At 70.3% G+C, this 26,622-nt stretch carries 28 protein-coding genes and 1 pseudogene; 15 read left to right on the top strand and 14 right to left on the bottom strand.

Going from position 1 to position 26,622, the window contains the following annotated elements:
• Positions 1-5: 5 nt before the first annotated feature.
• Positions 6-1,925, bottom strand: coding sequence for an AMP-dependent synthetase/ligase (locus tag ABZT04_RS13760; RefSeq protein WP_356056378.1), 1,920 nt, complete (start codon positions 1,923-1,925; stop codon positions 6-8).
• Positions 1,926-2,287: 362 nt separating this feature from the next.
• Here ABZT04_RS13760 and ABZT04_RS13755 point away from each other — a divergent pair, with 362 nt between their 5' ends.
• The gene (locus tag ABZT04_RS13755; RefSeq protein WP_356056376.1) at positions 2,288-3,142 is read left to right on the top strand and encodes a MaoC/PaaZ C-terminal domain-containing protein; all 855 of its coding nucleotides are present in this window, start codon (positions 2,288-2,290) and stop codon (positions 3,140-3,142) included.
• Here ABZT04_RS13755 and ABZT04_RS13750 read toward each other — a convergent pair.
• The 6 genes from ABZT04_RS13750 to ABZT04_RS13725 form a co-directional block, all read right to left on the bottom strand.
• Positions 3,137-3,799 carry a TetR/AcrR family transcriptional regulator gene (locus ABZT04_RS13750; protein ID WP_356056374.1) on the bottom strand — a complete coding sequence of 221 codons (663 nt, stop codon included), beginning with the start codon at positions 3,797-3,799 and terminating at the stop codon, positions 3,137-3,139. The genes ABZT04_RS13755 and ABZT04_RS13750 overlap by 6 nt on opposite strands.
• A gap of 60 nt (positions 3,800-3,859) precedes the next feature.
• A complete protein-coding gene (locus ABZT04_RS13745) occupies positions 3,860-4,159 on the bottom strand; it encodes a DUF4229 domain-containing protein (protein WP_356056372.1) in 300 nt (99 codons plus the stop codon).
• A 95-nt stretch (positions 4,160-4,254) separates the two neighbouring features.
• The gene (locus tag ABZT04_RS13740) at positions 4,255-4,779 is read right to left on the bottom strand and encodes a GNAT family N-acetyltransferase (RefSeq protein ID WP_356056370.1); all 525 of its coding nucleotides are present in this window, start codon (positions 4,777-4,779) and stop codon (positions 4,255-4,257) included.
• A 10-nt stretch (positions 4,780-4,789) separates the two neighbouring features.
• A complete protein-coding gene (gene mqnE / locus ABZT04_RS13735; RefSeq protein WP_356056368.1) occupies positions 4,790-5,953 on the bottom strand; it encodes an aminofutalosine synthase MqnE in 1,164 nt (387 codons plus the stop codon).
• 48 nt (positions 5,954-6,001) lie between these two features.
• Complete coding sequence (locus tag ABZT04_RS13730; RefSeq protein WP_355904730.1) at positions 6,002-6,457, bottom strand: Lrp/AsnC family transcriptional regulator; 456 nt, start codon at positions 6,455-6,457, stop codon at positions 6,002-6,004.
• A gap of 49 nt (positions 6,458-6,506) precedes the next feature.
• Entirely contained in the window at positions 6,507-7,199 is a 693-nt protein-coding gene (locus ABZT04_RS13725) for a UbiX family flavin prenyltransferase (protein ID WP_356056366.1), read from the bottom strand.
• Positions 7,200-7,289: 90 nt separating this feature from the next.
• Between ABZT04_RS13725 and ABZT04_RS13720 the strand changes: the two genes are divergently transcribed.
• Positions 7,290-7,910, top strand: coding sequence for a rhomboid family intramembrane serine protease (locus ABZT04_RS13720; RefSeq protein WP_356056363.1), 621 nt, complete (start codon positions 7,290-7,292; stop codon positions 7,908-7,910).
• On the opposite strand, the gene mqnP is transcribed toward ABZT04_RS13720, so the two are convergent.
• Positions 7,900-8,802, bottom strand: a complete 903-nt coding sequence (gene mqnP / locus ABZT04_RS13715) for a menaquinone biosynthesis prenyltransferase MqnP (RefSeq protein WP_356056360.1) — start codon at positions 8,800-8,802, stop codon at positions 7,900-7,902. The genes ABZT04_RS13720 and mqnP overlap by 11 nt on opposite strands.
• Complete coding sequence (locus ABZT04_RS13710) at positions 8,799-10,259, bottom strand: menaquinone biosynthesis decarboxylase (RefSeq protein ID WP_356056359.1); 1,461 nt, start codon at positions 10,257-10,259, stop codon at positions 8,799-8,801. Before ABZT04_RS13710 ends, mqnP begins: the two co-directional genes overlap by 4 nt.
• A gap of 88 nt (positions 10,260-10,347) precedes the next feature.
• Between ABZT04_RS13710 and ABZT04_RS13705 the strand changes: the two genes are divergently transcribed.
• Positions 10,348-10,644 (top strand): PLDc N-terminal domain-containing protein, encoded by a 297-nt coding sequence (locus tag ABZT04_RS13705; protein WP_356056358.1) that lies wholly within the window; start codon positions 10,348-10,350, stop codon positions 10,642-10,644.
• Between the two features lie 18 nt (positions 10,645-10,662).
• Here the strand turns inward: ABZT04_RS13705 and ABZT04_RS13700 are convergent, their stop codons facing one another.
• Positions 10,663-11,577, bottom strand: coding sequence for a hypothetical protein (locus tag ABZT04_RS13700; RefSeq protein WP_356056357.1), 915 nt, complete (start codon positions 11,575-11,577; stop codon positions 10,663-10,665).
• Positions 11,578-11,753: 176 nt separating this feature from the next.
• Here ABZT04_RS13700 and ABZT04_RS13695 point away from each other — a divergent pair, with 176 nt between their 5' ends.
• Both ABZT04_RS13695 and ABZT04_RS13690 read left to right on the top strand, forming a co-directional pair.
• Positions 11,754-13,196, top strand: coding sequence for a cytosine permease (locus ABZT04_RS13695; RefSeq protein WP_356056355.1), 1,443 nt, complete (start codon positions 11,754-11,756; stop codon positions 13,194-13,196).
• A 183-nt stretch (positions 13,197-13,379) separates the two neighbouring features.
• Positions 13,380-13,703: a helix-turn-helix transcriptional regulator gene (locus tag ABZT04_RS13690; RefSeq protein ID WP_356056353.1), complete on the top strand. Its 324-nt coding sequence runs from the start codon at positions 13,380-13,382 to the stop codon at positions 13,701-13,703.
• Positions 13,704-13,714: 11 nt separating this feature from the next.
• Here ABZT04_RS13690 and ABZT04_RS13685 read toward each other — a convergent pair.
• Positions 13,715-13,867, bottom strand: a pseudogene (locus ABZT04_RS13685) (helix-turn-helix domain-containing protein); the annotation flags it as partial.
• Here ABZT04_RS13685 and ABZT04_RS13680 point away from each other — a divergent pair.
• From ABZT04_RS13680 to ABZT04_RS13660, 5 genes are all read left to right on the top strand, one after another.
• Positions 13,805-14,359, top strand: a complete 555-nt coding sequence (locus ABZT04_RS13680; protein WP_356056557.1) for a zinc-binding dehydrogenase — start codon at positions 13,805-13,807, stop codon at positions 14,357-14,359. The pseudogene ABZT04_RS13685 and the gene ABZT04_RS13680 overlap by 63 nt on opposite strands.
• On the top strand, positions 14,344-14,940 hold the full coding sequence (locus ABZT04_RS13675) for a Uma2 family endonuclease (RefSeq protein ID WP_356056352.1): 597 nt from the start codon (positions 14,344-14,346) through the stop codon (positions 14,938-14,940). Before ABZT04_RS13680 ends, ABZT04_RS13675 begins: the two co-directional genes overlap by 16 nt.
• A 127-nt stretch (positions 14,941-15,067) precedes the next feature.
• Positions 15,068-15,955 carry an MBL fold metallo-hydrolase gene (locus ABZT04_RS13670; RefSeq protein ID WP_356056349.1) on the top strand — a complete coding sequence of 296 codons (888 nt, stop codon included), beginning with the start codon at positions 15,068-15,070 and terminating at the stop codon, positions 15,953-15,955.
• A gap of 188 nt (positions 15,956-16,143) precedes the next feature.
• Complete coding sequence (locus ABZT04_RS13665; RefSeq protein WP_356056348.1) at positions 16,144-17,334, top strand: cytochrome P450; 1,191 nt, start codon at positions 16,144-16,146, stop codon at positions 17,332-17,334.
• 175 nt (positions 17,335-17,509) lie between these two features.
• A complete protein-coding gene (locus tag ABZT04_RS13660; RefSeq protein WP_356056347.1) occupies positions 17,510-18,118 on the top strand; it encodes a TetR/AcrR family transcriptional regulator in 609 nt (202 codons plus the stop codon).
• A 128-nt stretch (positions 18,119-18,246) separates the two neighbouring features.
• Here the strand turns inward: ABZT04_RS13660 and ABZT04_RS13655 are convergent, their stop codons facing one another.
• Together ABZT04_RS13655 and ABZT04_RS13650 are read right to left on the bottom strand one after the other, a co-directional pair.
• A complete protein-coding gene (locus ABZT04_RS13655) occupies positions 18,247-18,930 on the bottom strand; it encodes a hypothetical protein (protein WP_356056344.1) in 684 nt (227 codons plus the stop codon).
• Positions 18,927-19,415 (bottom strand): sigma-70 family RNA polymerase sigma factor, encoded by a 489-nt coding sequence (locus tag ABZT04_RS13650; protein WP_356056342.1) that lies wholly within the window; start codon positions 19,413-19,415, stop codon positions 18,927-18,929. Before ABZT04_RS13650 ends, ABZT04_RS13655 begins: the two co-directional genes overlap by 4 nt.
• A gap of 316 nt (positions 19,416-19,731) precedes the next feature.
• On the opposite strand from ABZT04_RS13650, the gene ABZT04_RS13645 reads away from it, so the two are divergent.
• Positions 19,732-19,989 (top strand): hypothetical protein, encoded by a 258-nt coding sequence (locus ABZT04_RS13645; protein ID WP_356056340.1) that lies wholly within the window; start codon positions 19,732-19,734, stop codon positions 19,987-19,989.
• 14 nt (positions 19,990-20,003) lie between these two features.
• On the opposite strand, the gene ABZT04_RS13640 is transcribed toward ABZT04_RS13645, so the two are convergent.
• Positions 20,004-21,266: a PucR family transcriptional regulator gene (locus ABZT04_RS13640; protein WP_356056338.1), complete on the bottom strand. Its 1,263-nt coding sequence runs from the start codon at positions 21,264-21,266 to the stop codon at positions 20,004-20,006.
• A 106-nt stretch (positions 21,267-21,372) separates the two neighbouring features.
• Between ABZT04_RS13640 and ABZT04_RS13635 the strand changes: the two genes are divergently transcribed.
• The 4 genes from ABZT04_RS13635 to ABZT04_RS13620 all read left to right on the top strand — a co-directional run bounded on the left by ABZT04_RS13635 (position 21,373) and on the right by ABZT04_RS13620 (position 26,617).
• Positions 21,373-21,822 carry a nucleoside deaminase gene (locus ABZT04_RS13635; RefSeq protein ID WP_356056336.1) on the top strand — a complete coding sequence of 150 codons (450 nt, stop codon included), beginning with the start codon at positions 21,373-21,375 and terminating at the stop codon, positions 21,820-21,822.
• Positions 21,815-22,807, top strand: coding sequence for a 2-oxoglutarate and iron-dependent oxygenase domain-containing protein (locus tag ABZT04_RS13630; RefSeq protein WP_356056334.1), 993 nt, complete (start codon positions 21,815-21,817; stop codon positions 22,805-22,807). The genes ABZT04_RS13635 and ABZT04_RS13630 overlap by 8 nt, the downstream gene beginning before the upstream one ends.
• Before the next feature lie 139 nt (positions 22,808-22,946).
• Entirely contained in the window at positions 22,947-25,079 is a 2,133-nt protein-coding gene (locus ABZT04_RS13625) for a hypothetical protein (RefSeq protein WP_356056333.1), read from the top strand.
• Positions 25,076-26,617, top strand: coding sequence for a hypothetical protein (locus ABZT04_RS13620; protein WP_356056331.1), 1,542 nt, complete (start codon positions 25,076-25,078; stop codon positions 26,615-26,617). Before ABZT04_RS13625 ends, ABZT04_RS13620 begins: the two co-directional genes overlap by 4 nt.
• The last annotated feature ends 5 nt before the right edge of the window (positions 26,618-26,622 follow it).

Genomic DNA, 26,622 nt, shown 5'->3' with positions numbered 1-26,622 from the left:
AGGGGCTATCGCTCCTGCGCGTACAGCTCCTCGATCTCCTTCGCGAAGTCCCGCATGACGACCTCGCGGCGGAGTTTCATCGACGGGGTGAGATGGCCGGCCGCCTCGGTGAAGTCGACCGGCAGGACGCTGAAGCGGCGGATGGACTCGGGGCGGGAGACCAGCTTGTTGGCGTCGTCGACGGCCCGTTGCAGGACGTTCCTCAACTCCTCGTCGTGGACGAGCAGTTCGGCCGGCACCGGGTGCTTGCCGTTCATCTGGCGCCAGTGGGTGATGCCTTCGAGGTCGAGGGTGATGAGGGCGGCCACGTAGGGGCGGCGGTCGCCGACGACCATGCACTGGGCGATGAGGGGGTGGGAGCGCAGCCAGTTCTCCAGCGGGGCCGGGGCCACGTTCTTGCCGCCGGCCGTGATCAGGATCTCCTTCTTGCGGCCGGTGATGGTCAGATATCCGTCGTCGTCGAGGCTGCCGATGTCGCCGGTCGCCAGCCAGCCGTCGGCGGACGCGGGGATCACGCCGTCGCCGTGCGGGTCCCAGTAGCCCCGGAAGACCTGGCCGCCGGCGAGCAGGATCTCGCCGTCCGAGGCGATCCGCACCTTGGTGCCGGGCATCGGCCAACCGACCGTCCCCAGCCGGGGTTTGAGGGGTGGCGTGCAGGTCGCCGCCGCCGTGGTCTCGGTCAGGCCGTAGCCCTCGAAGATCTCGATGCCCGCCCCGGCGTAGAACGCGGCGAGGCGGCGGCCGAGCGGGGAGCCGCCGCAGATGACGTAACGGAGCTTGCCGCCAAGGGCGTTGCGGATCTTGCGGTAGACCAGCGGGTCGTAGAAGGCGCGGGCCGTTCTCAGCGGGCGGCTGGGGCCCGAGCTCTTGCCGGACTGGCGGGCCTCCAGGGCCTCGCCGTAGCGGCGGGCCACGTTCGTCGCGCGGTCGAAGACCTTGCCCCGGCCGCCCTTCTCCGCCTTCGCCCGCGCGTTGTTGAAGACCTTCTCCAGCATGTACGGGATGGCCAGCAGGAAGGTCGGCTGGAAGCTCGCCAGATCGGCCAGCAGATCCTCGGACTTGAGGCTCGCGGCATGCCCGAGCCGGACCCGGGCGCGGACGCAGGCGACGGCGACCATCCGGCCGAAGACATGGGAGTAGGGCAGGAAGAGGAGGGTGGAGGGCTCTTCGTTCGGCTTGTTCTTGAAGACCGGGTAGAGCAGTTCGATCGCGTTGTCGACCTCCGCGAGGAAGTTGCCGTGCGTGATCGCGCAGCCCTTGGGGCGGCCGGTGGTGCCCGAGGTGTAGATGACGGTGGCGAGCGTGTCGGGCAGCAACACCCCACGCCGTACGGCGACTTCCTGGTCCGGGACGGTACGGCCCAGCTCTGCCAGCCGCTCCAGATGACCCTTCTCGAAGACCCACATGTGGCGCAGGTCGGGGAGCCGGGGCGTCTCCGGGCCGAGGGCGGCGGCCTGGGAGACCGTCTCGGCGGCCATCGCCACCGCTCCCGAGTCCTGGAGGATCCACCGGGTCTGGAAGAGGGAGGAGGTCGGGTAGATCGGGACGGTGACCAGACCCGCCGCCCACGCGGCGAAGTCGAGGAGCGTCCATTCGTACGACGTCCGGGCCATGACCGCGATCCGGTCGCCCGGCGCGAGGCCCTCCGCTATCAGCCCCTTGGCGACGGCCCGCACCTGCTCGGCGAACTCGGCCGCCGTCACGTCGGTCCAACCGCCGTCCTCCGTCTGCCTGCTGAGGACCAGGTGTTCGGGGGCCGCCGTCGCGTTCTCGAACGGTATGTCGGCGAGCGAGCCGTGCGTGGCCGGCGGCACCAGCGGCGGTACGGACACCTCGCGCACCACGCCGTCCAGCCGCCGTATCTCGGGCTCGACGAGTACGGGCGCGCCGTCGTAGTCGTAGCCGGACGGGTAGGCGAGGGACATTGGCGGCTCCTGAGGCGTGCAGCTTGTACCGCTCTGCTGCATTAGGTACGCATGGCGCGTACCGAGGCGTTCATCCGCGGCCCGCGGCCGGGGTTACCTCGGGTCAGGTCGCAGATCGTACGGGGCCCGCGTGGTGACTTTGTGCGGGTTCGGGGGTGGTACGGAGCCGGGCCTGTGCAGCCTCGGCGGGTTCGAGGGACTCTGTCAGCCATACGTCAGTTGTCTGTCGGCCTTGTGCGACCCCTGCGTCACCCATGCGTGTCCCATGACCGCCCGGCTCGCCCCACTTGACCTTACCTGCGGTAACCTTACTGCGAAGTAAGCCGAAAAGAGCCGCCCAGGACGCCACTCGGGAGTGGGACATGGCCAACCCCTATCCGACCCTCAGCGACACCCCCGCACTCACCCCGCTCCTCCTCCGCGGCGCCCTGCTCTCTCCGTTCAAGAGACCGCGCCCCGACGCCGAGTTCGCCCGCACCGGGCTCGTGCTGCCCGGCGTCCGCGTCGACCTGGCCAGACTCGCCGCCTACGAACGGGTCTGCGGCTTCGCCACCGGCGACGACGCCCTCCCCGTCACCTATCCGCACGTCCTCGGCTTCCCGCTGGCCATGCGCCTGATGAGCGGCCGGGCCTTCCCGCTCCCCCTGCTCGGCCTCGTCCACACCTCCGTGGAGATCACCCGGCACACGGCTGTACCGGCCACCGGTGAGTACGAACTCGCGGTGCGCATCGACGAGTTGGTCCCGCACCGGCGCGGGACCGAGGCGACGGTCAGCACCGAGATGCGGGGTGGAGGCGGGGGCCGGGTGATCTGGGAGTCGCGGAGCACCTATCTCGCCCGGCACCACCGCACCGGCACGGCCGCACCCGAAGTCCCTGGCCCTCAGGCCCCATTGCCCACCGTCGCCGAATGGCACCTCGCCGAGGACGTCGGCCGTCGCTACGGCGCCGCGTCCGGCGACCGCAACCCCATCCACCTCTACCCGCTCACCGCCCGCCTCTTCGGCTTCCCGCGGACCATCGCGCACGGCATGTGGACGGTGGCCCGGTGCCTGGCCGCGCACGGCACACCCGAATCGGCTTATGTGCAGGCCAAGTTCAAGGCGCCGGTGCTGCTGCCGGGGGTGGTGGAGTACGCGGCGGAGGGCGGCCGTTTCCAGTTGCGGAGCGGGGAGCGCTCACATTTGGACGGGGTCGTACAGCCACTCATGTCATGAGCGCTCGGCGTCCACCGTCGCAGGCGGAGTCCAGGGCCGCCCCTCCATCAGGCCGCCAAGGCCCGCCCACGCGAAGTTCATCAGGGTCGCCGCCGCCTGCTTGGCGGTGACGCCCGGCGTCGAGTTCGACCAGGCGGCCAGGGACTCGGCGGCGCCGACCAGCGCCTCGGCGAGACCGGCCACCTCGCGCTCGGGGAGGTCGGGGTTGCGGTGGGCCTCGCGGGCGGCGACCGCTATCAACTGGGTGACGAACGCGACGAGTTCGGCGCGCATCGCGGCCACCTCGGCCGCGAAGGGCTCACCGTGGGTGCGGGCCTGGAGGTGCAGGACGGACCAACCGTCCGGGTGCTGGGCGGTGTGGGTGAAGAACGCCCGCAGCCCGTCCCAGAGTTGGCGGTCGGCGGGCGAGGCGGTGTCCACTCCGGCCCGGACCGTCTCGGTGAGCGCCTGGCCCTCGCGCCGGATGCACGCGGTGAAGAGGTCTTCCTTCGAGTTCAGGTAGAGATACACCAACGGCTTGGAGACGCCCGCGAGTTCGGCGATCTCGTCCATCGACGCGGCCATGTAGCCGCGCTGTCCGAAGGTCCGCACGGCGGCGTCGAGCATCTGCTGCTCACGGACCGCCCGCGGCATCCGCTTGGTCTTCACGACACCCATGGGGGCAAGGGTAGTTCGCCCCGGGCACCCGGCCTGCCGACAGGAGTTACAGCAGGGGTTCTAGGAAGTCTGGCCCTGCGGGTGGGCGGCGTCCACCGTCTCGTCCTCCTGGCTGCGGTTGGCGTCCAGGTTGGCCTTCATCCGGTCGACCCGCTCGACGATCTGCACGGAGGCCCGGTCGCGCACCCCGCGCAGCACCACGAAGCTGATCGGTGCCGAGATCACCAGCGCCAGCAGCACGATCCACATGCCGTTGGACTCACCGAAGCCGCGCGGGAAGACGCCGAGGTAGACGAGGCCCCAGACGACTCCGAGGCAGCCCGCGAAGACCCCGAGGCGCATCAGTGTGTAGCGGAACATCTCAATCCACTCTTCCGTGAGCTTCCGAAACCATGACGAACAGTCCTACTCAGTGAAGCACGCGCCCCCACCGATCTTCGGGCGGGGTACGCGGCTCACATCAGGGGCCGCAGCATGAAGATGTCGTCCCGGTCGTCGCCGGGGGCGACACGGATCGCACCGGGCACCCGGCCGACCTCCTTGTAGCCGCAGGAGCCGTAGAACCGCTCCAGGCCGTGGCCGCCCCGGCAGGTGAGGCGGATCGCCTCGATGCCGTCGAGGCCGCGGGCGGCCTCCTCGGCGGCGGCGAGCAGGTCGCGGCCGTAGCCCTTGCCCTGGTGGCGGGGGTGGACCATCACGGTGTAGAGCCACACCCAGTGCAGCATCAGCCGGTGGGTGTTGAACGCGAGGAACACGGTCGCGGCGACCGTGCCCGACTCGTCCCGGCCGACCAGCAGCCGGGTGCGGCCCTTGGCCATGGCGACGAAGTGCCGGACCAGTTCGGGCCGTATCTCGTCCACCGTCACCGGTGCGACGAACCCGACGGAGCCGCCCGCGTTCGAGACGTCCGCCCACAGGGCGAGGATCTCCTCGCGCAGGGCAGGGGTTATCGCGGGGTCCAGTTCGAAGGTGAGCGCCATCGAGCCGTTCTCACACCCGCATCGGCTGCGGGGACTCGCGCCGCGCCGGGTCCGGGCCGTCGTACTCGCGGATGATCTCGTAGCGGGTGTTCCGCTCGACCGGCTGGAAACCGGCGTCGCGGATCAGGTCGAGGAGATCGTCGCGGGTGAGCTTGTTCGGGGTGCCGTAGTTGTCGGCGTCGTGCGTGATCTTGTACTCGACGACCGAGCCGTCCATGTCGTCCGCGCCGTGCTGGAGGGCGAGTTGGGCGGTCTGGACGCCGTGCATCACCCAGAAGACCTTGACGTGCGGGACGTTGTCGAAGAGCAGCCGCGAGACCGCGAAGGTCTTGAGCGCCTCGGCGCCGGTGGCCATCTGGGTACGGGCCTGGAGGCGGTTGCGTACCTTGCCGTCCTTCATGTCCACGAAGTCGTGCTGGTAGCGCAGCGGGATGAAGACCTGGAAGCCGTTCGTCTCGTCCTGGAGCTCGCGGAGACGCAGTACGTGGTCGACCCTGTGCTTCGGCTCCTCGATGTGGCCGTAGAGCATGGTGCACGGGGTCTTGAGCCCCTTCTCGTGCGCCAGCCGGTGGATCCGGGACCAGTCCTCCCAGTGGGTGCGGTGGTCCACGATGTGCTGGCGGACCTCCCAGTCGAAGATCTCCGCGCCACCGCCGGTGAGGGATTCGAGGCCGGCCTCGATCAGCTCGTCGAGGATCTCGCTCGCGCTCAGCCCGGAGATCGTCTCGAAGTGGTGGATCTCCGTCGCCGTGAAGGCCTTCAGCGAGACGTTCGGGAGGGCCTTCTTCAACTCGCTCAGGGAGCGCGGGTAGTAGCGCCAGGGGAGGTTCGGGTGCAGCCCGTTGACGATGTGCAGCTCGGTGAGGTTCTCGCCCTCCATCGCCTTGGCGAGGCGGACGGCCTCCTCGATGCGCATCGTGTACGCGTCCTTCTCGCCCGGCTTGCGCTGGAACGAGCAGTAGGCGCAGGACGCGGTGCACACGTTGGTCATGTTGAGGTGGCGATTGACGTTGAAGTGAACGACATCGCCGTTCTTGCGCGTCCGCACCTCGTGCGCCAGCCCGCCCAGCCAGGCCAGGTCGTCCGACTCGTACAGCGCGACGCCGTCCTCGCGGGACAGCCGCTCACCGGAGCGGACCTTCTGCTCCAGCTCGCGCTTGAGCCCGACATCCATGCCCTTACCTCTTCCTGAGACAGCTTGTTAAACGGTACGCCTTGACCTCTACGCCTCTTCGGGCAGCTCTCCGACCCGGTTCTCCCACTTCGTGGAGAGCACGATCGTGGTACGGGTCCTGGAGACCCCCTTCGTCCCACTGAGCCGCCGGATGGTCTTCTCCAGGCCGTCCACGTCCGGTGCCCGCACCTTGAGCATGAACGAGTCCTCGCCCGCGATGAACCAGCAGTCCTCGATCTCGCTGAGGTCCTTCAGCCGGCGTGCCACGTCCTCGTGGTCGGCGGCGTCGGAGAGCGAGATGCCGATCAGGGCGATGACGCCGAGGCCGAGCGAGGCCGAGTCGACGGTCGCGCGGTAGCCGGTGATGACACCGGCCGCCTCCAGCCGGTTGATGCGGTCGGTGACGCTGGGTCCCGACAGGCCGACGAGGCGCCCCAGCTCCGCGTAGGAAGCCCGGCCGTTCTCTCTCAGGGCCTGGATGAGCTGCCTGTCCACCGCGTCCATGCGATCGATTGCCTTCCGGTGATGAGGATGAATTCGTGGGTGCCGTACGTCAGTTGCCGGTGGTGCGGGAGCCCCCGAGGTCGCCCTTCCACCGGCGGTACAGATCGTGCTCGACGCCCGCCGCGTCCAGGACCCGCCCGGCGACGAAGTCCACCAGGTCCTGGATGTGGGTGGCACCGGCGTAGAAACCGGGCGAGGCCGGCACCACGGCCGCGCCCAGGTCGTCCAGGGTCACGAGGTGGCGCAGCGTCTGTCCGTTCAACGGGGTCTCGCGCACGGAGACCACCAGCCTGCGCCGCTCCTTGAGGGTCACGCTCGCCGCCCGCTGCAACAGGTCCTTGCTGAGGCCGAGGGCGACCCCGGCGACACAGGCGGTCGACGCGGGCACGATCAGCATCCCCTTCGTGGGATACGACCCCGAGGACGGGCCCGCCGCGAGGTCGCCCGCGCTCCAGTGCCGTACGGCGGCGGTGTCGATGGCGTGCTGGAAGGTGCCGGGCTTGCCGTCGGCTCCGCGGGCCAGCCATTCCCGCAGGTCGTCCTGCCAGTGCGCGTCCCTGAAGGCGATCCCCGTCTCGTCGAGGAGCGTGAGCCGGGAGGCCCGGGAGACGACGAGGTCGACGCTCTCGCCCGCGTCGAGGAGCCCGCGCAGTACCGCAGCCGCGTATGGGGTGCCGGAAGCGCCGGACACCCCTACGATCCAAGGCGTACGCGGCGTCTCTCCTGGCTTGACTGGGTTCACGACACCGAGCCTAGCTGGCGTCGCGGAGCGGGAACCGGCCAAGGGGGCCGGGCGTTGTGTGGTGGGGACGAGTGGACCGTGGGGGGTGCCATGTCCGGTACGAGGTTCGGTACGGAATTGGAGTGGTCGCGGGGCGACCGCGCGAAGGCCGCGGCGAAGCTGATGGTGGGCTGGGTCGCGCTGTTGTGGCTGCTCGAAGTGGTCGACGTGATCAGCGGCCACGCCCTGGACGGCCTGGGCATCGTCCCGCGCGAGCCTTCTGAACTGGTCGACATCGTCCCGGCCGCGTTCATCCACTTCGGCTTCGCCCACGTGGCGGCGAACAGTGTGCCGCTGCTGGTGTTCGGCTTTCTCGCGGCCCTGGGCGGCATCCGCCGGTTCGCCGCCGTCTCCGCGCTGATCATCGTCGCGGACGGCCTGGGCGTCTGGCTGATCTCCCCCGCCCACACCAACACGGCGGGCGCCTCCGGCCTGATCTTCGGCCTCTTCGGCTTCCTCCTCGTCAGCGGCTTCGCCGAGCGCCGCCCCCTCGGCATAGCCGTCGGCCTCCTCGTCGGCGCGGTCTGGGGCACCTCGATCCTGCTCGGCCTCGCCCCGACCCAGTCGGGCGTGAGCTGGCAGGCCCACCTGATCGGACTGGCGGCGGGGGTGGGGGCGGCGTTCGCGTTCCGGCGGGGGCCGGCACCCCGGCCCGCCGCGCTTACACCGTGAGCCCCCGCACCAGCAGATCCAGCAGCGCGCACAGGAACAGCGCGATCCCGATGAACCCGTTGACGCTGAAGAACGCCCGGTTGAGGCGGGACAGGTCATGCGGGCGGACGATCGAGTGCTCGTACACGAAGGCGCTCGCGACGATCAGCAGGCCGAACCAGTAGAAGGCGCCGGCGCCGGTCGTCGCGCCGTACCAGGCGAGGAGGGCCGTGGTGATCGCGTGGCAGACCCGCGCGCCCCAGATGGACGCCGGGATGCCGAAGCGGGCCGGGACAGACATGACGCCGATCTCGCGGTCGGTCTCGATGTCCTGGCAGGCGTAGATCAGGTCGAAGCCGCCGATCCAGATGCCGACGGCGAGGCCGAGGATCACCGCGTCCCAGGACCACTCGCCGGTGATCGCGAGCCAGCCGCCGACCGGTCCCATCGCCTGGGCGAGACCGAGGATGGCCTGCGGGAAGTTCGTGAACCGCTTGCCATAGGGGTAGATCACCATCGGCACGACCGCGATGGGGGCAAGGGCCAGGCAGAGCGGGTTGAGGAGGGCCGCCGAGCCAAGGAAGACGACGAGCGCGACGAGCGCGCCCGTCCACGCGTGCTTCACCGTCATCGCGCCGGTCACCAGCTCGCGGTGCGCGGTGCGCGGGTTCCGGGCGTCGATCTCCCGGTCGATGATCCGGTTGACCGCCATCGCGAAGGTCCGCAGCCCCACCATGCAGATGGTGACCAGCAGCAGCCGCCCCCAGTGGATGTTCTTGTCCCACTGGAACATCGCGGTCAGCGCGGCGATGTAGGCGAAGGGCAGGGCGAAGACGGAGTGCTCGATCATGACGAGGCGTAGGAAAGCCTTGGTGCGCCCCGGCTGCGGGATCGCGGCTGATGCGCTGCTCACGAGAGTCCGTACTCCTTCCACCGGCGGTCGACCTTCGCCGCCGTCTCCGGGTCGGACAGCACCATCTCGGGCCAGCCGCCGTCCCGCGTATAGCCCTCCTCGGGCCACTTCCTCGTCGCGTCGATCCCCGCCTTGCCGCCCCAGAACTGCTGGTAGGAGGCGTGGTCGAGATGATCGACGGGTCCTTCGACGACCGAGAGGTCACGGGCGTAGTCCGTGTTGCCGAGGGCCCGCCACGCGACCTCGTGCAGATCGTGGACGTCGCAGTCGGAGTCGACGACCACGATCAGCTTGGTCAGGGACATCATGTGCGCCCCCCAGACCGCGTGCATCACCTTCTGCGCGTGCTTCGGGTACTTCTTGTCGATGGAGACGATCGCGCAGTTGTGGAATCCGCCCGCTTCGGGCAGGTGGTAGTCCACGATGTCCGGCACGATGATCTTCAGCAGGGGGAGGAAGAAGCGCTCCGTGGCGCGCCCCAGCGGTCCGTCCTCCGTCGGAGGCCGGCCTACGACGATCGACTGAAGCAACGGCCGCTTCCGCATCGTCACACAGTCGATGGTCAGCGCCGGGAAGGGTTCCTGCGGGGTGTAGAACCCGGTGTGGTCGCCGAAGGGACCTTCCGGGAGCATCTCGCCCGGCTCCAGCCAGCCCTCGATCACCACTTCCGCCTGGGCCGGCACCTGCAACGGCACGGTCTTGCAGTCGACCATCTCGATCCGCCTGCCCGCGATGAACCCGGCGAAGAGGTACTCGTCGATGTCACCGGGAAGGGGCGCGGTGGAGGCGTACGTCACGGCGGGCGGACACCCGAAGGCGATCGCGACCGGCAGCCGCTCACCCCGCCGGGCCGCGACCTGGTAGTGGTTCCGGCTGTCCTTGTGGATCTGCCAGTGCATGCCGATGGTGCGCTTGTCGTGACGTTGGAGCCGGTACAGCCCGAGGTTGCGGATCCCGCTCTCCGGGTCCTTGGTGTGCGTCAGCCCCAGGTTGAAGAAGGACCCGCCGTCCTGCGGCCAGGTGAAGAGCGCGGGCAGCGTGTCGAGGTCGACGTCGTCGCCGTGCAACACGACTTCCTGGACCGGGGCGTTGTCGGATTTCACCTTCTTCGGCGGCACATGGGTCATCGAGCCGAGCTTCCCGAAGGCGTCCCGCACCCCCACGAACCCCTGCGGCAGCTCGGGCCGCAGCAGCCCGCCGATCTTCTCGGAGATCTCGCCGTACGACTTCAGTCCCAGCGCCTTCAGCAGCCGCCGGTCGGTCCCGAAGACGTTCATGGCGAGGGGCATGGAGGAGCCCTTCACGTTCTCGAAGAGGAGAGCGGGCCCACCGGCCTTCTGCACCCGGTCGACGATCTCCCCGACCTCCAGATACGGGTCCACCTCGGCCTTGATGCGCTTGAGGTCTCCCTCGCGCTCCAGTGCCCTGAGCAGGGAGCGAAGATCGTCGTAAGCCATGTGTCCAAGTATCGGCCACGCGCTAGCCTGGCCCCGTCACCGGGGCCGCCTCACCTCTCTTCCCACCACTCTGGAGAAACTCACCACCATGCTCAGGTATCTGCCCTTCCTGCTGGTCCTGGCGCTGTGGATCTACGCCTTCGTGGACTGCCTGAACACGCCCGAGGAAGATGTGCGGGGCATGCCGAAGGTGGCGTGGGTGTTCGTCATCCTGCTCTTCGGCGAGGTCCTGGTCGGGCCGGTCGGCTGGCTGATCGCCGGGAAGAAGCGGCGGGAGACGGCGCCGGGCGCGACCCAGGCCGAGGGCCGGTGGATCGCGCCCGACGACAACCCCGAGTTCCTCAAGTCCCTCAAGCCGGAGAGCGAGGAGCGAGACGGGGAGTGATCCCGGGACAGCCGCGGATCAGCTACCGCTCCGGCACTGGCTGACCGAACTGCAGCTCCGGCTGTAGGAGTTCGCGCTCGGGGAGTCGATGTCCGTGTTGTAGCCCCAGTCGGCGCTGTTGTCGCGGGCCGGGTCGTAGGTGACGCGGGCTGCGACGTGGTGCGGGTTGGCCACGAACTGGTCGTAGTTGAAGGTGATGGTGCTCGGCCGGATGAAGCCCTCGTTGTAGCGGGCCGTCATCGTGTAGATCCGCACGCCGGTGATCGCGTAGTTCGGGATGTGCCGGACGTACGCCCACTCGTCCTGCGAGTGGTAGTGGTTGTAGAGGTTCTGGTCGCCCCGGATCTGGTCGGGGACGTACATCGCGTTCGACGCCCAGGTGGGGTCGATGAGGTAGACGAAGGTGCGTGCGGTGACGGTGCCGTGCAGGCACCGGTCGAGGAGGTACGGCCCGATGCCGGGAAGGATGGCGTAGGTGACCAGACGCGACGTGGAGCACTGGCTGTTCAGGGCCAGGTTGGCCATGGTGTTGGCGCCCTGACTGCGCGCGAACTGCACGGCTACGTTCATGTTCCCCGACGTCGAGATGTACTCGCTGTTGAGGGAGCGGTCCCCCTGGACGTGCGAGCGGATGTCGGAGTTGGTGCCACGGGACCAGAACCCGGCGTCGAAGATGCCCTGTCCGTTGGGAGCGACCGGCGGGCGGGCGTCGCCGCGGTACACGACGGAGGGGAACGCCCGCTCCGCGACGAGGTCGCGGTTGTGCAGGGAGGGACAGGTGCCCTGGCCGGACGAGGAGGCTCCCGAGGAGGGGCCGCCCGCGCAGGGGTAGGTGGTGGCCTGGGCGGTGGACAGCGGGCCGAAGAGGGTGGCGAGCACCGCCAGCAGAACCGCGCTCACCGCGCCCGTGATGGTGTGTGTGCGATGGGACATGGCACGAGACTCGGACCCCGGGAATTGAAAGGCACCCCCTCCCACCACGGCAATCAATCAACCGGCCGGGAGGCCACCGCGGCGACCGTCCCCGACAGGTTGTACGCCACCGAGCCCCCCGAAGCGGACAATGCGCCCCTGGGCCTGTGGCCCCCGGAGCCGGACACTTACCTCGCATGACGACTGCACCCGCCGACTCCGCCGGCACCCTCGCCCCCGCATACGGTGACAAGGTCATCGCCGTCGAGACGGCGGGCGCCGAGCCCATCCCAGACGCCGAACGGCATGGCAGCCCGCTCCAGCTCCTGTGGACCTGGGCCTCCCCGAACATCGAGTTCGCGACCGTCTACATCGGCGTGATCTCGGTCCTCTTCTTCGGCCTGAGCTTCTGGCAGGCGACCGCGGCGATCGTCCTGGGCACCGGCCTCGGTGCGATCACCCAGGGTTTCCTCTCCCTGGACGGCCCGCGCTTCGGCGTCCCACAGATGGTGATCGGCCGCTTCTCCTTCGGCTTCCGCGGCAACATCCTGCCGTCGGCGGCGAACGGCTTGGTGGCGGGCGTCGGCTGGTTCGCGGTGAACAGCGTGAGCGCGGCCTTCGCCCTCAACACACTGACGGGCCTACGCCCCCTGCCGTCCCTGCTGCTCGTGGTGGTCGCCGAGATCCTGATCGGCTTCATAGGCCACAACTTCGTGCACACCTTCGAGAAGTACGCCTTCCCGGCACTCGCCCTGATCTTCCTGCTGGCCGGCGTGTGGACCTTCAAGGACGCGCACCTCGGCGGGGGCGGCACGGGCGGCGGGGTCGGCGGCTTCCTGCTCGCGTTGAGCGCGGCCTGGGGTTATGCGGCCGGCTGGAACCCGTACGCGACGGACTACGCGCGCTACCTCCCCCGTACGGCGAACAAGTTCAGGACGATCCTCTACCCGGCGGTCGGCCTGTTCGTGTCCGTCACGTTCGTAGCGGTGATGGGCGCGGCGTCAGCGACTCTCCTCGCCCCCAAGAACGCGACCCCCACGGCAGCGTTCACCGGCCATCTCCCCTCCTGGCTCGGCGACCTGGTCCTGATCGCGATCATCCTCGGCGCGGTCTCGGCGAACGCCCTCAACGTCTACTCCGGCGCGATCTCCCTCACCGCCCTCGGCCTGAAACTCCCCGCCTGGCTGAACCGCGGCGTCCTGGTCGTGGTGTCGGGCGTGGCCGGCACGGCGGCGGCCTGGGCGTCACTGTCCGACGCGGGTTCGGCGTACGAGGCGTTCCTGCTGGTCATCGCGTACTGGGTGGCACCGTGGCTGGGCGTGGTCCTGGTCGAACGCTGGCACCAGTCCCGCGTCCCGACCGAGGAGTTGGCCCCGCGCCTGACCGACCCCACTTTCACCAACTGGCCCGGCCTGACAGCCCTGTTGACCGGCATCGCGATCTCGGTCCCCCTGTTCTCCAACCAGGAGGACTACGTGGGCTACGTGCCGAAACACTGGCCGTCGTTCGGGGACAGCACGCCGATTGTGGGGTTTGTGGTGAGTGCGGGGGTTTATGTGGGGTTGCGGGCGGTGCTGGGGAAGAAGGGAGAGGCTGCGGGGACTCTGGGTGAGACGCAGCCGACCGGCACTTCCGCCTGACCCGCGTACCTTCGCTGCGGATCTACAGGCACCCGCGACCGAGCGGTCTGGACTGCGCCCGGGTGGCGGGAGCGTCGAAGATGCGTGAAGCGGCGGAAGTCGAACGCGCCCAGCAGGCGCAGAAGGTCTGCGAGGCCGAGCACGGCCTGCTCAGCACACCTACGATCGGCGCAGGGAGAGTTGATGAATCACAGTGTGTGGAAGACGCGCCGGACCCGGCAGCTTGCCGGCGAGGCGGTGGAGTACGACGAGGAGTACATGGACGCGCGGCTGGCCGGCGATCTCGGGCAGGCGGTCTACGACCATCGGATCGAACTCGGTCTGTCCCAGGCCGAGTTGGCCGAACCGGCCGGGATGACGCAGCCCCAGGTCTCCCGGATGGAGGGCGGCGACACTGTGCCGACACTCCCGCTGCTGCGGCGCCTGGCAAAGGCACTGGACGGCTCGCTGAACGTCGCCATCGACGAGGGCGACTCGCACGTCACATTCACTCCGCACGCCGCGTGACGTAGGCCCAGCTACCGCAGGACAAGCGCGAGAAGCCCCGGAAAGCCGGCCTCGAACTCCTCGCGGCGGAGTCGGTTGACGCGCTCGGGGCCCTCGTCGCGCTGTTCGACGAGGCCCGCGCCGCGCAGGACCGCGAAGTGGTGGCTGAGGGCCGCCTTGGCTACGACGACGTGTTCGTCGGCGAGTTCGAGGCGCCGGTGCGGGCGGCGACCGGTGGGCGCGGGGTCGACCTGGTGCTGGATCCGGTCGGCGGCGACACGTTCCGCGCGGGCCTGGCCGCCCTCGCGACCTTCGGCCGCCTGGTCTCCTTCGGCAACGCGAGCTCGGCGGAACCGTGGCAGGTGGGCCGGCCCGAGCTGTACCCCGGCGCCCGTTCCGTCTCCGGTTTCTCGATCCTGACCCTGGCCCAGACCGACCCGGCGGCCTTCCGGGCCCTGGCCGAGCGGGCGTTCACCAAGGCGGCGGACGGGACGGTGGCTCTGCCGGTCACAGCCGAGTTCGAGTTGGCGGAGGTGGCGGAGGCGCACCGGTTGATGGGGGCGCGGGCGAGTACCGGGAAGTTGCTGCCAGGGTGGCTGCCGGGCGACCGGGCCGGGCGCGGAATCCCAAACACCCTCAATACCCCCAATACTCTTGGTACATGGAGTACGCGATGATGCGCGCGATCGCGACGGAACTCGGGGCATACGCCGAGGGCCTCGAAGGGGCCTGGAGGGTGGAGATCGGCCCGTCGGGCCCGGTACTGGCCATGAGGTGTCCGTCGAAACGACACGCGGGCACGATCCGTCGTATCCGCAATCAGTTGGACGAGCAACTCCTCACAACTCACCCCGGCTATATCTGCGCCAACGGGCCTGAGATCGAGCACCCGTCGCTCGGTCGCATGCGGGGCCCCGACGCCGTCGTCATCCCCGAGGACGTACTCGACGAGGAAGGCCTCGCGGTCGACGCGACGCAGGTGCTGGCGGTGATCGAGATCGTCTCGCCGTCCAACCCGAACAACGACTACGTCGAGAAGCTCGCCGACTATCCCGCCATGGGCATCGCCCACTACCTGATCGTCGACCCGCGCACCGGCACGATCGAGGTCCACTCCGATCCGTGCAGGAACGGCTACGCCCGCAAGGACCCGTACATCTTCGGGGACGCGGTGCCCTTCGGCCCGTGGACCGTGGACACGTCCGCCTTCCGCCGCTACGGCAAAGCGGGCAACGACATCGGCGAAGAACAGCCGTAAACACCGACCAGAGCGGCCCGCCCCCGTAAGCACAAGGCCCGAACCCCCCTTCCACTGTCCACCCGGTGCGGGATACCCCTGAAGACGAGCCGCCGCTCGGCGGACGTCGGTACGGAAGGGGATGGCCATGGGTGAGGAGCGGTTCGAGGACGGCTGGCGGGTGGACGAGCGGTGCACGAACTGCGATGTGGCCCGCCAGCTCGCCCCCGGTCTGATCGGCGAGGTCGACGGCCGCTCGGTCGTACTGCGCCAGCCGCGCGGCCAAGCCGAGGTCCGGCAGATGAACGCCGCCGCGCACGCCTGCCCCCCGCGCTCGATCCGCCCCCCGACCGGTCGACTGGAACCGGCGCAGGACCCCTTCCCGATGGCCCTGGACGACACCGTGTACCTGTGCGGGCACAACTCCCCGCACACCGCGGGGGCCAACTCCTACCTGCTGCGCCGCCCCGACGGCACGGCGATAATGGTGGACACACCGCGCTGGAGCCCCTCATTGGCCGCGCGCTACGAGTCGCTGAGCCCGGTCACCGACGTCCTCCTCACCCACCGCGACCACGTCGCGCACGGCCGACGCTACGCCGATCACTTCGGTGCCCAGTTGTGGATCCACGAGGGCGACCTCGACGCCGCCCCGGACGCCGACCGCGTACTCCGCGGCACCGACCCGACGCGGATCGCCGAAGGGGTCGTCGCCTTCCCCTTACCCGGGCACACCCAGGGCAGCGTGCTCTTCCTCGCGGACGAGCGGTACTGCTTCAGCGGCGACAGCTTCTACTGGTCGCGCGGCACCGGGGACATCGAGGTGGCCGAGAGCGTCACCTGGTACTCCATCACCGAACTGGCCGCGTCCCTGGCCCGAACAGTCGACCGGCTGCGCTTCGAGTGGCTCCTACCGGGCCACGGCGACCGCCGCCAGCTCCCCGCCGATGACATGGCCCAGCGGCTACGACGGCTGACGGCACGCACCGGCCAACTGCGGCCCCGCGCCATCGATTTCAGCGCGGTGCGCTGGTAACGAGGGCCGCCGTAAACGCCGACCATGCGGAACGGCCTGCCTCGCCGGCAGCGGCAGCCGTAGGGCGGCATGAAGGGGGTACGGGGTGGGTGATGTACGGATTGCCCGGCTTCCCTCGGTTCGCGAGAACGGCCTGGGCTTCCGGCCGAAGCGCCTACCGCTCCCGCCCCCATTCGACCGAGGTGGCCATGCCCGACCTCTGCCTGTTCGATGCCCTCTCCGAGCCCGAGCAGCTCAGCGACCCGTACCCCTTCTACTCCTGGCTGCGCACCAACCATCCCGTTCACCGCGACCCGGACGGCACCGCCTACGTCTCCCACTACGACTACGCCACCCTGCTCAAGGACCCCGACCTGCGGGACGCGCCGGTGCACGACGCCGACTCCTACACCCTGCGCACCCTCAACCAGGCCCTCATCAAGGCCGTACCGCCGCGCCACACCCGATTACGCCGCGTCGGTTCGGCGGCGTTCGACCGGGACCTCCTCGCGCAGGCCGAAGAGCGGATGACAGAGACGGCCGAGGAGCTGGCCGACCGACTCGCCGTCGCCCTGGCCGAGAACGGCACCGCCGACCTGCACACCGCGTACTCGCTGCCGTTCACCCAGCGGGCGGCGGCCACCGTCTTCGGCATTCCCGACGCCGACTTCGAGCTCCTCGCCGCGCTGCCCGCCCGGATGTTCCAAGCGCTCTATCCGAGGGCCACCCCGGCCGACACCGCCGACGCCGACGACGCCTCCCGCGCCCTGTTCACCTACATGGAAACCGCCGTCCGTGAACAGCGGTTCAGCCCCGGCTCCGGCTTCGCCCGTCTCATCGAGGCCGCCGACCTCATGCCGGCCGACGAGATCACCCGCCTGTGCTGGATGCTGTGGTGGGGCTCCTACACCTCGGCTCTCGCGGCCATCGACCTGGCCGCCCTCACCCTCATCGAGCACCCCCACACCGCGCCCCTCCTGCACGAGGACACGGGGACGTGGGTCGAGGAAGCGCTGCGCTACCGCAGCCCCCACGTCATCAACTCCGCGAACCTCACCACACGGCGCACGATGACCGTCGGCACCGTCACCCTCCCGCCCCACACCCCCGTGCGCTTCCTCCTCGCCGCCATCAACCGCGACGAGAGCGCGTTCCCCGGCGGCGACGCCTTCGACCCGCACCGCACCGGCACACCACGCCACCTCGCCTTCGGCGAAGGCATCCACGCGTGCATCGCCGCCCAACTCGCGCGCAGGGAACTGGCCATCGCCCTCACCACCCTCGAGACCCGCCTGCCCCGCCTCGCCCTGGCCGGCCCGCCCGTCTGGCGCCCGTACACCACCCAACGCCTGTGCAGCGGCTTCCCGGTGACGGTCACAGGGAGCGTGACGTCGGAGTGACATCGGACTGCGGACGGGAAGCCCCGGGTCCACGGCCGTCCGTATCCCCCGAAACGGGCGGACGCGGGCCCGGGTACCGCCAAGTCTGGATCTACAGGTGACCAGACCGGAAGAGGGTTCCAGAAATCTGCTCTAGAAATTCACTCTAGAACGGATCACCCATACGCTGTCCGGCATGAGCCCAAAGCAACAGCGCGGAGAGGTCACGGCCGACCTGCTCCTCGACGCCGCGCTGCGCGTCTTCACGGAACAGGGTGAACAGGGCCTCACCGTCAACGCCGTGACCAGGGCCAGCGGTGTCAGCCTGGGCAGCATGTACCACCACTTCGGCAGTCTGGACGGGCTGTACGACGCCCTGACGCAGCGGTGGCTGAGTCGGCTGCTGGACGAGCTGACCATCGCGCTCAGGGCCACCCGTACCGCCCGCACCGGCATCCGCGCGATCGTACGGACATATCTCACCTTCGTCCGCGAACACCGGGACGCCGCCCTGCTGTTGCACTCCTCCAGGACCGACCAGCGCAACATGACCCGGGCCCGAGAACTCCGCGACTCCCAGGAGGCCAGGCTGTCGGTGTTCGCCCTGTGGATCCAATGCCACGTGGACTCAGGGGAGTTGGCCCCGCTTCCGCCCGCCCTGATCGAGTCCCTCGTCCTGGGCCCGCTGATCGGCGTGGCCCGCCGCTGGCTCTCCGGCGTCGACGACACCGAACTCGACCTCGACCAGGCCACACGCGTCCTGCCGGACCGGATCTGGCGGTCGGTCAGCGCGGAGCCGAACTGAGCGCCGTGCCCGCACCCGCTGAGCGCGGAGCCGACGCGAAGGTGGCAGGTGAAGATGAACGTGCACACCACCGCGCCGGCTCCGCACGGAGCCCCCCTCCTGGCCCCCTCCCCCGGGCTCTCCTCCGCTCAGCCGAACGTCGGCACGTCGTCGGAGCAGGTCAACTGGCTTGTGTCCGTGGGCACGATCCGCTCGACCGAGCCGACGACCCTGCCGCCGGAGCTGGCCTTCTGCTGGTCGGCCGTCAGGTAGCCGATGAACATCTGCTTCCCGGCCGGCATCGCGGCGGGGTCGAAGTCGAAGACCACCTTGTCGTCGCCCTCCCGGTGGGCCGTACGCACGTCGTTCACGCCGGGCCCGGTGCCGCTGCGGTCGAGCGTGCCGGGGTCGTTCGTCCCCTTGCAGAACTCGCCGACCTTGATGAGCACCGGGAACCCGGCGTCGTGCAGAGCCTTCGCCAGCCCCGCGTGGTCGTCGAAGTAGGCCTGCTTGTCCCAACTCACCCTGACCGAGCCGTTTTTGAGGCTGTCCACCGTGTAGGCCGCGGTACGGATGTGGATGGTTCCGGCCCCGGTCGCGATCTCGTCCGACGGCGGCGCGGTGGACGGGTTGCCGTAGGTCGCCACACCCAGTGCCAGCGCGGCTACGGCGACGGTGGCACCGGCGGTCAGCCCGAGGCGGCGCGTGCGGCGCCGGGCGCGTCCGGTGGCGACGATCCGCTCGACGGGAGTGTCGAGGGCGACGTCGGCGAGCGAGGCCCGCAGGGCGTTCAGTACGTCCAGGTCGGGTGCGTTCGTGTCGAGTTCGGTCATGGTCCGGCCTCCGGGGTGACGAGGTGGCCGCGCAGGGTCGCTACGGCCCGTGACAGGTGGGCGGTGACGGTGCCGGGTGCGATCCCCAGCGCCTTCGCCGTGGCCTCGGTGTCGAGGTCCAGGAAGACCCGGAAGGCGATCACCTCCCGCTGGCGGCGCGGCAGTCGGCGCAACAGGACGAGCAGCGCCGGATCGAGTCCGGCGTCGGCGACCGCGGGGGCGGCCCGGTCGTGCCCGGCGTCGTCGAGGGCGACCTCGCGCCGCCTCCGCCGCCACCACGAGACACGGGTGTTGAACGCCGTACGCACGACCCACGCCCGGGGCGCAGGATGCCGGCCGACCTTCGCCCACCCCATCCACGCCCGGGTGAACGCCTCGGCCACCAGATCCTCGGCAAGCTGCCGCTCACCCACACCGGCGAGCACGGCCCTCAGGCACACGTCCCGGCTGCTGCTGTAGAACTCCGCGAACTCCAGCTCCTTCACACCCCCTATACGCCGTGGGACGGGGATCCGCTTACGTGCCGGAACGGTGTCTTCTACCGCACCGTGGGCATTCTCGGGCCATGCCTGCTGTGCTGACACTTGCCCAGGGCCAGGGGTCCTCCGGCTTCGACGACTACCTACAGACCGCCGCCATCATTCTCGCCGCCGCCGGCGTGATCATCACTCCCATTCGCCACAGTGCCCGGCGGACGCGCGGGCGTACCACGACTCCATAGCGGACGGCTCGCCCTGGACGGCCTGCGTCAACGACAGCCAGGACGCGGACGTCCGACGACTCCTGCGGTTCTACAACCAGTTGTCGATCCTGCTCGCCAAGGACCTCATAGACGAGGAGTTCGTCTTCGGGCTCATCGGCGCCGGGCTGATCAGTGTGTGGCCGGTGCTGCGCCCCGCGGTCGGCTACTACGAGCACTACTACGCGCGCTCGACCGGAGCGGAGTGGCACGAGGCACCCCGGCTGATCTACTACGAGGTCCAGACCCTGTACGAGCGCTGCGCCAGGTGGAACGAGCAGCAGCGGGCAAGGCCCGGCGGCGGTACGGCGGCGCGGTGACCTCGTCACCCTGGCTAAGCCACCGTCCGCAAACCCCGCCCCCGAGCAACCGCCCCCATCCCCCGCACCACCCGATGCGCGCACACCGCCGCCAGCAACTCCCCCAGCAGATCCGGGTCGTCGATCTCCAGGCCGAGCAACGACTCGATGCGCTCCAGGCGTTGGTAGAGGGACTGGCGGCCGATGTGCAGCAGGGACGCCGTGCGGGTCGGGGAGCAGCCGTGGCGTAGGTGGACCTCGAGCGTGCGCACCAGGTCGCTGGGGTGGGCCGCCTCCCAGGCCAGCAGGGGGCCCAGCGCGTGCTGCACCAGGCGGGCGAGGCGGTCGCGGTTCGCGTCCACGCCGCCGCGGGTCAGCTCCCGTTCCAGCGCGAGTGCTCGCGCCGAGGTCACCAACGGGCCCTCCGGTACGGCGGGTTCGGCGGCCGGGACCGTCAGGGCCAGCTCCAGGGTCGTACGGGCCGCGCGCAGCGTGTCGCTCCAGCGGAGCCAGCCGCTGCCCGCCTCGACCACGTGCCCTACCGCGACGGTCAGCCCGGGATCGGCGGCCGTACGGAAGGCCTCCTGGACGGTGCGGATCGGGTCGCCGGCGACGGAGGCGGGGAGCGCCAGCAGCGCCAGTACGTCGCCCGGGAACGCCGCCCGCAGCACGCTCGCCCCGCCCAGCAGCCGTACCGCCCGGTCCACGGCCGCCACCTCGCGCGTGCCGTGCACCGAGACCCCGATCAGCCGGGCGCCAGGGCCGGGGTGGAAGCCGGCCAGCGCCGAGCGTGCCTCGACCTCCGGCTGGTTCAGCGCGGCGCGGTCCGCGAGGTCGGCCAGCAGGGCCGCCGTGTGGTCGTCGCCCCACGGTCGTGCCACCGAGCGGCCGGACAGGCCCCGGGCCACGATCGCCCGGTTCGCCGCCTCGGTGATCCGTACGAAGGGGACGACCCGGTGCAGGGCCAGGAGCGGCAGGCCCAGGCGGCGGGCCTCGTCGGTGACCTCCGCCGGCATCGTCGGCAGCGAGCGGCCGATCTCCACCGCCAGGCCGGAGGCACCCCGGGCGGCCAGCTCACGCACGTAGCGGCGGCGGATCTCGGCGTCCGTGTCGGTGAGGCCGAAGCCGTTGGTGAGGAGGAGTTCGCCGCCGTCGAGGAAGTTCGCGCCCTCGTAGACCTCGCTGGAGTGGACCCAGCGCACGGGGCGGTCGAGCGCGGCCTCGCCGGCCAGCAGGACGGGCTCGGCGGCCCGTACGGGGTCCAGGTCCAGGACTTCGCGGAGGGTGAGTGCGGCCACGGGCACCTCCAGGGACAGCGCGTGGACACTTCGTCCGGCGGCGGGATGCCCGGAGAGTACTTTCCGCACGTTGCCCTCGTGTTTCGGCCACAGGAGAGTGGGACGTATGGATCAGGCACAGGCACGCGCGTGGCTCGCCACCGCCGTCGAGGAGGCCCGCGCCGGGCTCGCCGAGGGCGGCATCCCGATCGGCGCCGCGCTCTACGGCCCCGACGGCACCCTGCTGGGGCGCGGCCACAACCGGCGCGTCCAGGACGACGACCCCTCGATGCACGCGGAGACGGCCGCGTTCCGCGCGGCGGGACGGCAGCGGTCGTATCGCGGGACGACCATGGTGACCACCCTTTCGCCGTGCTGGTACTGCTCGGGGCTGGTGCGGCAGTTCGGGATCTCGCGGGTCGTGGTCGGCGAGGCCGTCACCTTCCACGGCGGGCACGACTGGCTGGCCGAGCATGGTGTGGAGATCGTCGTCCTCGACGATCCCGAGTGCGTCACGCTGATGCGCGACTTCATCAACAACCGTCCGGAACTGTGGAACGAGGACATCGGTGAGTGACCCGCATAACCCACGTAACCGTCATAACCCCCGTATTCCGACCATCGATCTGCGGCCCTGGGTCGACGGCGACCCCGCCACCCGCGCCGAGATCGCCCGCACCGTCGACGAGGCCCTCCAGACCGCCGGGTTCCTGCTGGTCACCGGGCACGGGGTCGATCCGGACCTGCGGGCGCGGATCCGGGAGGCCGCGCGATCCTTCTTCGCGCTGCCCGTCGACGTGAAGGAGCCGTACTCCGCCAAGGTCGGCGGGCGTGGGTGGCTCGGGCCGGGGGCCGAGGCCAACGGGTACTCGGAGGGGACCGAGACGCCGCCCGATCTGAAGGAGTCGCTGACCTTCGCCACGCACGAGCCCTTCGCGGACCCGGTGATCAACGCGGAGTGGTACGCGCCCAATGTGTGGCCGGCGGAGGTCCCCGAGCTGCGGTCGCTCTGCGAGGAGTACCTCGACCGGATGGGCGAGCTGGAGAAGCAGCTCCTCTCCCTCCTGGGGTCCGCTCTCGGGCTCGAACCCGACTTCTTCTCCCGGCACATGGACCATCCGACGTACGGGTTCAACATCAACTGGTATCCGGGGACGGAAGTTGTCGGCGAGCCGGAGCCGGGGCAGTTCCGGATCGGGCCGCACACCGACTTCGGGACGGTGACGATCCTCGACCGGCAGGCCGGGAAGGGGGGTCTGCAGGTCTTCACCGATGAGGGCGGGTGGGAGGACGCGCCGTTCGACCCGGATGCCTTCACCATCAACATCGGTGATCTGATGGCCCGTTGGACCGGGGACCGGTGGCGGTCGGGTCGGCACCGGGTGCTGCCGCCGCCCGCCGACGCGCCCGCCGAGGAGCTGATGTCGCTCGTCTACTTCGGCGAGTGCACGCCCGGTACACGTGTGGAGTCCGTGCCGGCGCCGGTCGGGCGTGTGGCCTACGAGGCTGTCGACTCGCATGTCTATCTGCGGGAGAAGTTGGACTCGATCACAGTCGAGTAGCGCTCCCTTACATCCGCGGTTCCGACAATTTTCGTAACCCAACGGACACCACTTGACCTAGTCCGAACCAACTCCCCCTATTTACCCTGGTGTTGATAGACATGTTGAGGTGCCGGGCGACCGCTCAGGGGGAGATGCGGTGGGGAGAGGGCTGCATGGACGCGGGGCACTGTTCGAGGCGCAGCCACCCGGTCTCGCCGCGCGGCTGACCGGCCTGCGCCCGTACCAGCTCCTCACCTCGCCGTACGAACACCGGGAACCGCCCTTCGTGGTGCTCGCGGGGGCGCGCGGGCTCGGCAAGAGCATGGCGCTGGCCGAGCTGCGGACCGCCTACCGCGGGCACACTCCGGTCGCGCTGATCGACTGCGAGGCGGACCGGCTGACCCGGCTGCCGGGCGGGCGGCCCGCCGCGACCTGGTCCCCGGTGTGGCAGGCGCTGGAGACGATCGCGGAGCAGCTCAGGGAGCCGGTGGTGCACGGCGCCGGGAGCATCGACTTCCCCCGGCTGGAGGCGGGCCTGCTCGCCGTGTGTGCGACCGGGTGGGGTGCCCGGGACGAGGACAGTGCCCGCGAGGAGGCCCGGCGGATCCTGCTGCTGAGCGACCCGGCCCGGCGCTGGTCGGTGATCGCGCAGGGCTGGGCCACCAAGGTCGCCTCCCGGCTGATCGCCAATGTGTCCGGTACGGGTCCGGTGGGCCAGGCCTTCATCGAGGCGACCCTGGACACCCTCTTCGACCTGGTGTGGACGCCGAACGGGCTGTTGAAGGCGGGCGCGGACTGGTACCGCGACTATCCCGGCGCGAGCGGCGACGCCAAGCGCGGGCTGATCGAGATCGCCCGGGACTTCCGCGCCGACGGCACCTCCCGCGCGGACGCCGAGCGCTGGCTGCTGCGGGCGCTGCTCGCCGACCTGGGCGAGACGTACCGGCGCCGGTGGGAGCGGATGCGCCGGGTGGGGCGGCCGGTCGTGCTCGTGGACAACGTGCAGTCGGGTGCCGGTCCCGGGCTGATGAAGGCCGTACTGAAGGAGCGGGCCGACGGCGTCGGCGACCAAGTGGTGTTCTTCGCCGCCCTGCGCGGTCAGCGCCATCCCGATCTGCCGGACGCCGTACCGCGTCCGCTGCCGGAGGTGGCCCGGGCGAGCGGCTGGGCGCCGGGGGCCTCGCCGTCCTCCCGGGCCCTGGTGGTGACCCTGCCGTCGCTGACTCCCGAGGAGGCGCGCCGCGTCATCGCGGACGTGTGTGTCCCGGACGACGCTACGCGTGTCGAGGTGCCGCCCCAACTGCCGTACGCCATCCACAGGTTGACGGCAGGCAGCCCGCTGGGGGCGGCCGTGCTCGGGCAGGCCGTACGGCAGAACCGGCCCGCCGGAGCGGTCAGTCCGGGTGAGCTGCTGACCGCCGGACTCAAGCCGGGCGGGGACGAGGAGAGCGATCGGCGGCCCGTCTACCGGGAGTTGCTCGACCGGCTGGTGCCGCCGGGCCTCGCGGAGGAGCTGGCCGTCCTCGCCACCGCGCACGACGGGGACTCGGCGCGGGCGCTGGCCGAGGCACGGCTCGGGGACAGTTTCGGCGCGGCCGGGGTGAACCGGCTGCGCACCCAGCTCACGGCGGAGGGACTGCCCCCGGCCGCGGGCTACTTCGTGGGCGATCCCTTCCTGCGCACCCTGCTCCTGCTGCGGCTGCATCTCGACGACGCGGACCACGAACGCTGGCGTGCCGTGCACCGCACGCTGCTCTCCCACTACGCGGGCCTGCCCGGCGACCCGAACACCCCGGTCCGCGCCCGCTACCGGCTGCACCACGAACTCGCCCTGGGCGACACGGGGTTCGCGGTCGCCCATCTGCGCGACACCTTCCGCGGGATCGCCCCCCGCGCCTGGCTGGAGACGCTGCGGTTCGTCACCGCCGCGCCCTACTACCACGCGCACGATCCACACGGCCGGGACATCGGCGCGCCCGGCGACCACCGCAAGGACGTGGCGCTCGGCCGTACGGACGCCGAGGAGGAGCCCCCGGACGGCGTGGACGCGACCCTGCATCGGACCGTACGACGGCTGCTGTACGCGGTGTGGCAGGTGACGGACCCTCTGGTGCTGCCGGACGAGGAGGTCGCGGGCCGGATGCACTTCGATCTGGAGCAGTTGTCGAACATCTGGCCCGCGGGCAGCGAACTGCTGTGGCGGGCCGCGCAGCAGTGGCCCGAGGACGCGCTGGCCGGGCGTCCGTTGCGGGTGCCGGACGGCAACGACGGGAACGGGGGCCTGCGATGAGCGGGTGGACGAGCGAGCTGATCTACCGGATCCGGACCCTCCCGATCTACCGCTGGACGGCCCTGGTGGTCGCCGCCGCGCTGGTCTTCGGCCTGGTCGTGCTGATCCGCACGGTCCTGCACGACGACCGCTCGTGCGCGGCCGGGGTGGCCCGCCCCGAGAACAGTGACGAGTGCGTGGGGGTGTCCACGTCGGGGTTCGACTTCGGTCAGCGCCCGTTCGCCGACACCATCAGGGCGGTGGCCCGCGAGAACCGGAGTCTCAAGGCGGGTACGTACGTCACCGTCGCGCTCTTCGAGCCGTTCACCGCGACCGACACCGACATGATGAACGACGTGCTGCATGAACTGCAGGGCGCTTACCTCGCCCAGTACACGGCCAACCACGACGACAACGGCGAGACCCCGTACATCCGGCTGGTGCTCGCCAACCCCGGTGCCACCGGCGCCCATTGGGAGGGGACAGTGGACCGGATCGTGGCGATGACGAAGTCGTCCGACCGGCTGCGGGCGGTCACCGGGATAGGGACGAGCACCGACAACAACAAGAAGGCGGTGGCGAAGCTGACCGCGTCGGGCGTCCCGGTGGTCGGCTCGTCCATCACCGCCGACGACCTCGCCAACGGGCAGCGCGGCAAGGACCCTTACCCGGGGCTGGCCCGGGTCTCCCCCACCAACACCGACGAGGCGCGCGCCCTCGCCTCCTTCGCCAAGGTGACGGCGGACCGGGCCCTGCTCGTCTACGACAAGCCCGGCGACCCGTACACGAAGACACTCCAACAGGCCTTCGCCACCCTGCTGAAGGGATCGCCGTACGGTTCCTGGCCGTTCACCCCGCCCGCCGACCGCAGCCAGGAGGGGAGCACGCCCAACACCTTCCGGCAGATCACCGACCTGGTCTGCGACACGGACACGAAGCTGGACACCGTGTTCTTCGCCGGCCGACACACCCAACTGCGCCAGTTCATCAACGCGTTGGGCCGCCGCGGCTGCCAGTCCCGCGCGTTCACGGTGCTCACCGGCGACGAGGGCTCGTATCTGACCGCCGACAAGAAGCTCAACGCGAGCGCCCTCCAGCACGGCGTCACCGTCCGCTACACCGCGCTCGCCCACCCGGACGCCTGGCTCAAGGGCGCCCCGGCGACCGGCGGTTCGGCCCAGGACACACGGGACTTCGAACGGCTGCTGACGGCCGCCAAGTCCGCACCCTCCGGCCCGATCGGCACGGTCGCCCTCGACGACGGCCAGGCGATCATCGCCTACGACGCGATGCGACTGGCCGTCCACGGCATCCGCGAGGCAACCCCCGACCAGCACAAGATTCCGCCCCTGGCCGATGTCGGCCTCCAATGGCCGCAGGTCAAGGGCTCGTTGCGGGTGAGCGGGGCGAGCGGCTGGATCTGCCTGGACGTCCACGGCAATCCGTACGACAAGGCCGTACCGATAGTGGAACTCACCCCGCGGAAGGGCACCCGCTTCGTGAAGATCGCCTGGCCGGAGGGCAGGCCCCCGTCGAAGGGCTGCCTGCCTCCGGCCTGAACGTC

This window comes from Streptomyces sp. NPDC005492, from assembly GCF_040605995.1.
In the GTDB taxonomy this organism is placed as follows: domain Bacteria; phylum Actinomycetota; class Actinomycetes; order Streptomycetales; family Streptomycetaceae; genus Streptomyces.
Note: the sequence above shows the minus strand (reverse complement) of the source record. Positions and strands in the feature narration are given on the sequence as shown.

Excerpts from the sequence above, each read along its gene's own strand:
- ABZT04_RS13760 (WP_356056378.1), bottom strand. The coding sequence starts at position 1,925 with ATGTCCCTCGCCTACCCGTCCGGCTACGACTACGACGGCGCGCCCGTA.
- ABZT04_RS13755 (WP_356056376.1), top strand. The coding sequence starts at position 2,288 with ATGGCCAACCCCTATCCGACCCTCAGCGACACCCCCGCACTCACCCCG.
- ABZT04_RS13750 (WP_356056374.1), bottom strand. The coding sequence starts at position 3,799 with ATGGGTGTCGTGAAGACCAAGCGGATGCCGCGGGCGGTCCGTGAGCAG.
- ABZT04_RS13745 (WP_356056372.1), bottom strand. The coding sequence starts at position 4,159 with ATGTTCCGCTACACACTGATGCGCCTCGGGGTCTTCGCGGGCTGCCTC.
- ABZT04_RS13740 (WP_356056370.1), bottom strand. The coding sequence starts at position 4,779 with ATGGCGCTCACCTTCGAACTGGACCCCGCGATAACCCCTGCCCTGCGC.
- mqnE (WP_356056368.1), bottom strand. The coding sequence starts at position 5,953 with ATGGATGTCGGGCTCAAGCGCGAGCTGGAGCAGAAGGTCCGCTCCGGT.
- ABZT04_RS13730 (WP_355904730.1), bottom strand. The coding sequence starts at position 6,457 with ATGGACGCGGTGGACAGGCAGCTCATCCAGGCCCTGAGAGAGAACGGC.
- ABZT04_RS13720 (WP_356056363.1), top strand. The coding sequence starts at position 7,290 with ATGTCCGGTACGAGGTTCGGTACGGAATTGGAGTGGTCGCGGGGCGAC.
- ABZT04_RS13710 (WP_356056359.1), bottom strand. The coding sequence starts at position 10,259 with ATGGCTTACGACGATCTTCGCTCCCTGCTCAGGGCACTGGAGCGCGAG.
- ABZT04_RS13705 (WP_356056358.1), top strand. The coding sequence starts at position 10,348 with ATGCTCAGGTATCTGCCCTTCCTGCTGGTCCTGGCGCTGTGGATCTAC.
- ABZT04_RS13700 (WP_356056357.1), bottom strand. The coding sequence starts at position 11,577 with ATGTCCCATCGCACACACACCATCACGGGCGCGGTGAGCGCGGTTCTG.
- ABZT04_RS13695 (WP_356056355.1), top strand. The coding sequence starts at position 11,754 with ATGACGACTGCACCCGCCGACTCCGCCGGCACCCTCGCCCCCGCATAC.
- ABZT04_RS13690 (WP_356056353.1), top strand. The coding sequence starts at position 13,380 with ATGAATCACAGTGTGTGGAAGACGCGCCGGACCCGGCAGCTTGCCGGC.
- ABZT04_RS13675 (WP_356056352.1), top strand. The coding sequence starts at position 14,344 with ATGGAGTACGCGATGATGCGCGCGATCGCGACGGAACTCGGGGCATAC.
- ABZT04_RS13670 (WP_356056349.1), top strand. The coding sequence starts at position 15,068 with ATGGGTGAGGAGCGGTTCGAGGACGGCTGGCGGGTGGACGAGCGGTGC.
- ABZT04_RS13665 (WP_356056348.1), top strand. The coding sequence starts at position 16,144 with ATGCCCGACCTCTGCCTGTTCGATGCCCTCTCCGAGCCCGAGCAGCTC.
- ABZT04_RS13660 (WP_356056347.1), top strand. The coding sequence starts at position 17,510 with ATGAGCCCAAAGCAACAGCGCGGAGAGGTCACGGCCGACCTGCTCCTC.
- ABZT04_RS13655 (WP_356056344.1), bottom strand. The coding sequence starts at position 18,930 with ATGACCGAACTCGACACGAACGCACCCGACCTGGACGTACTGAACGCC.
- ABZT04_RS13635 (WP_356056336.1), top strand. The coding sequence starts at position 21,373 with ATGGATCAGGCACAGGCACGCGCGTGGCTCGCCACCGCCGTCGAGGAG.
- ABZT04_RS13620 (WP_356056331.1), top strand. The coding sequence starts at position 25,076 with ATGAGCGGGTGGACGAGCGAGCTGATCTACCGGATCCGGACCCTCCCG.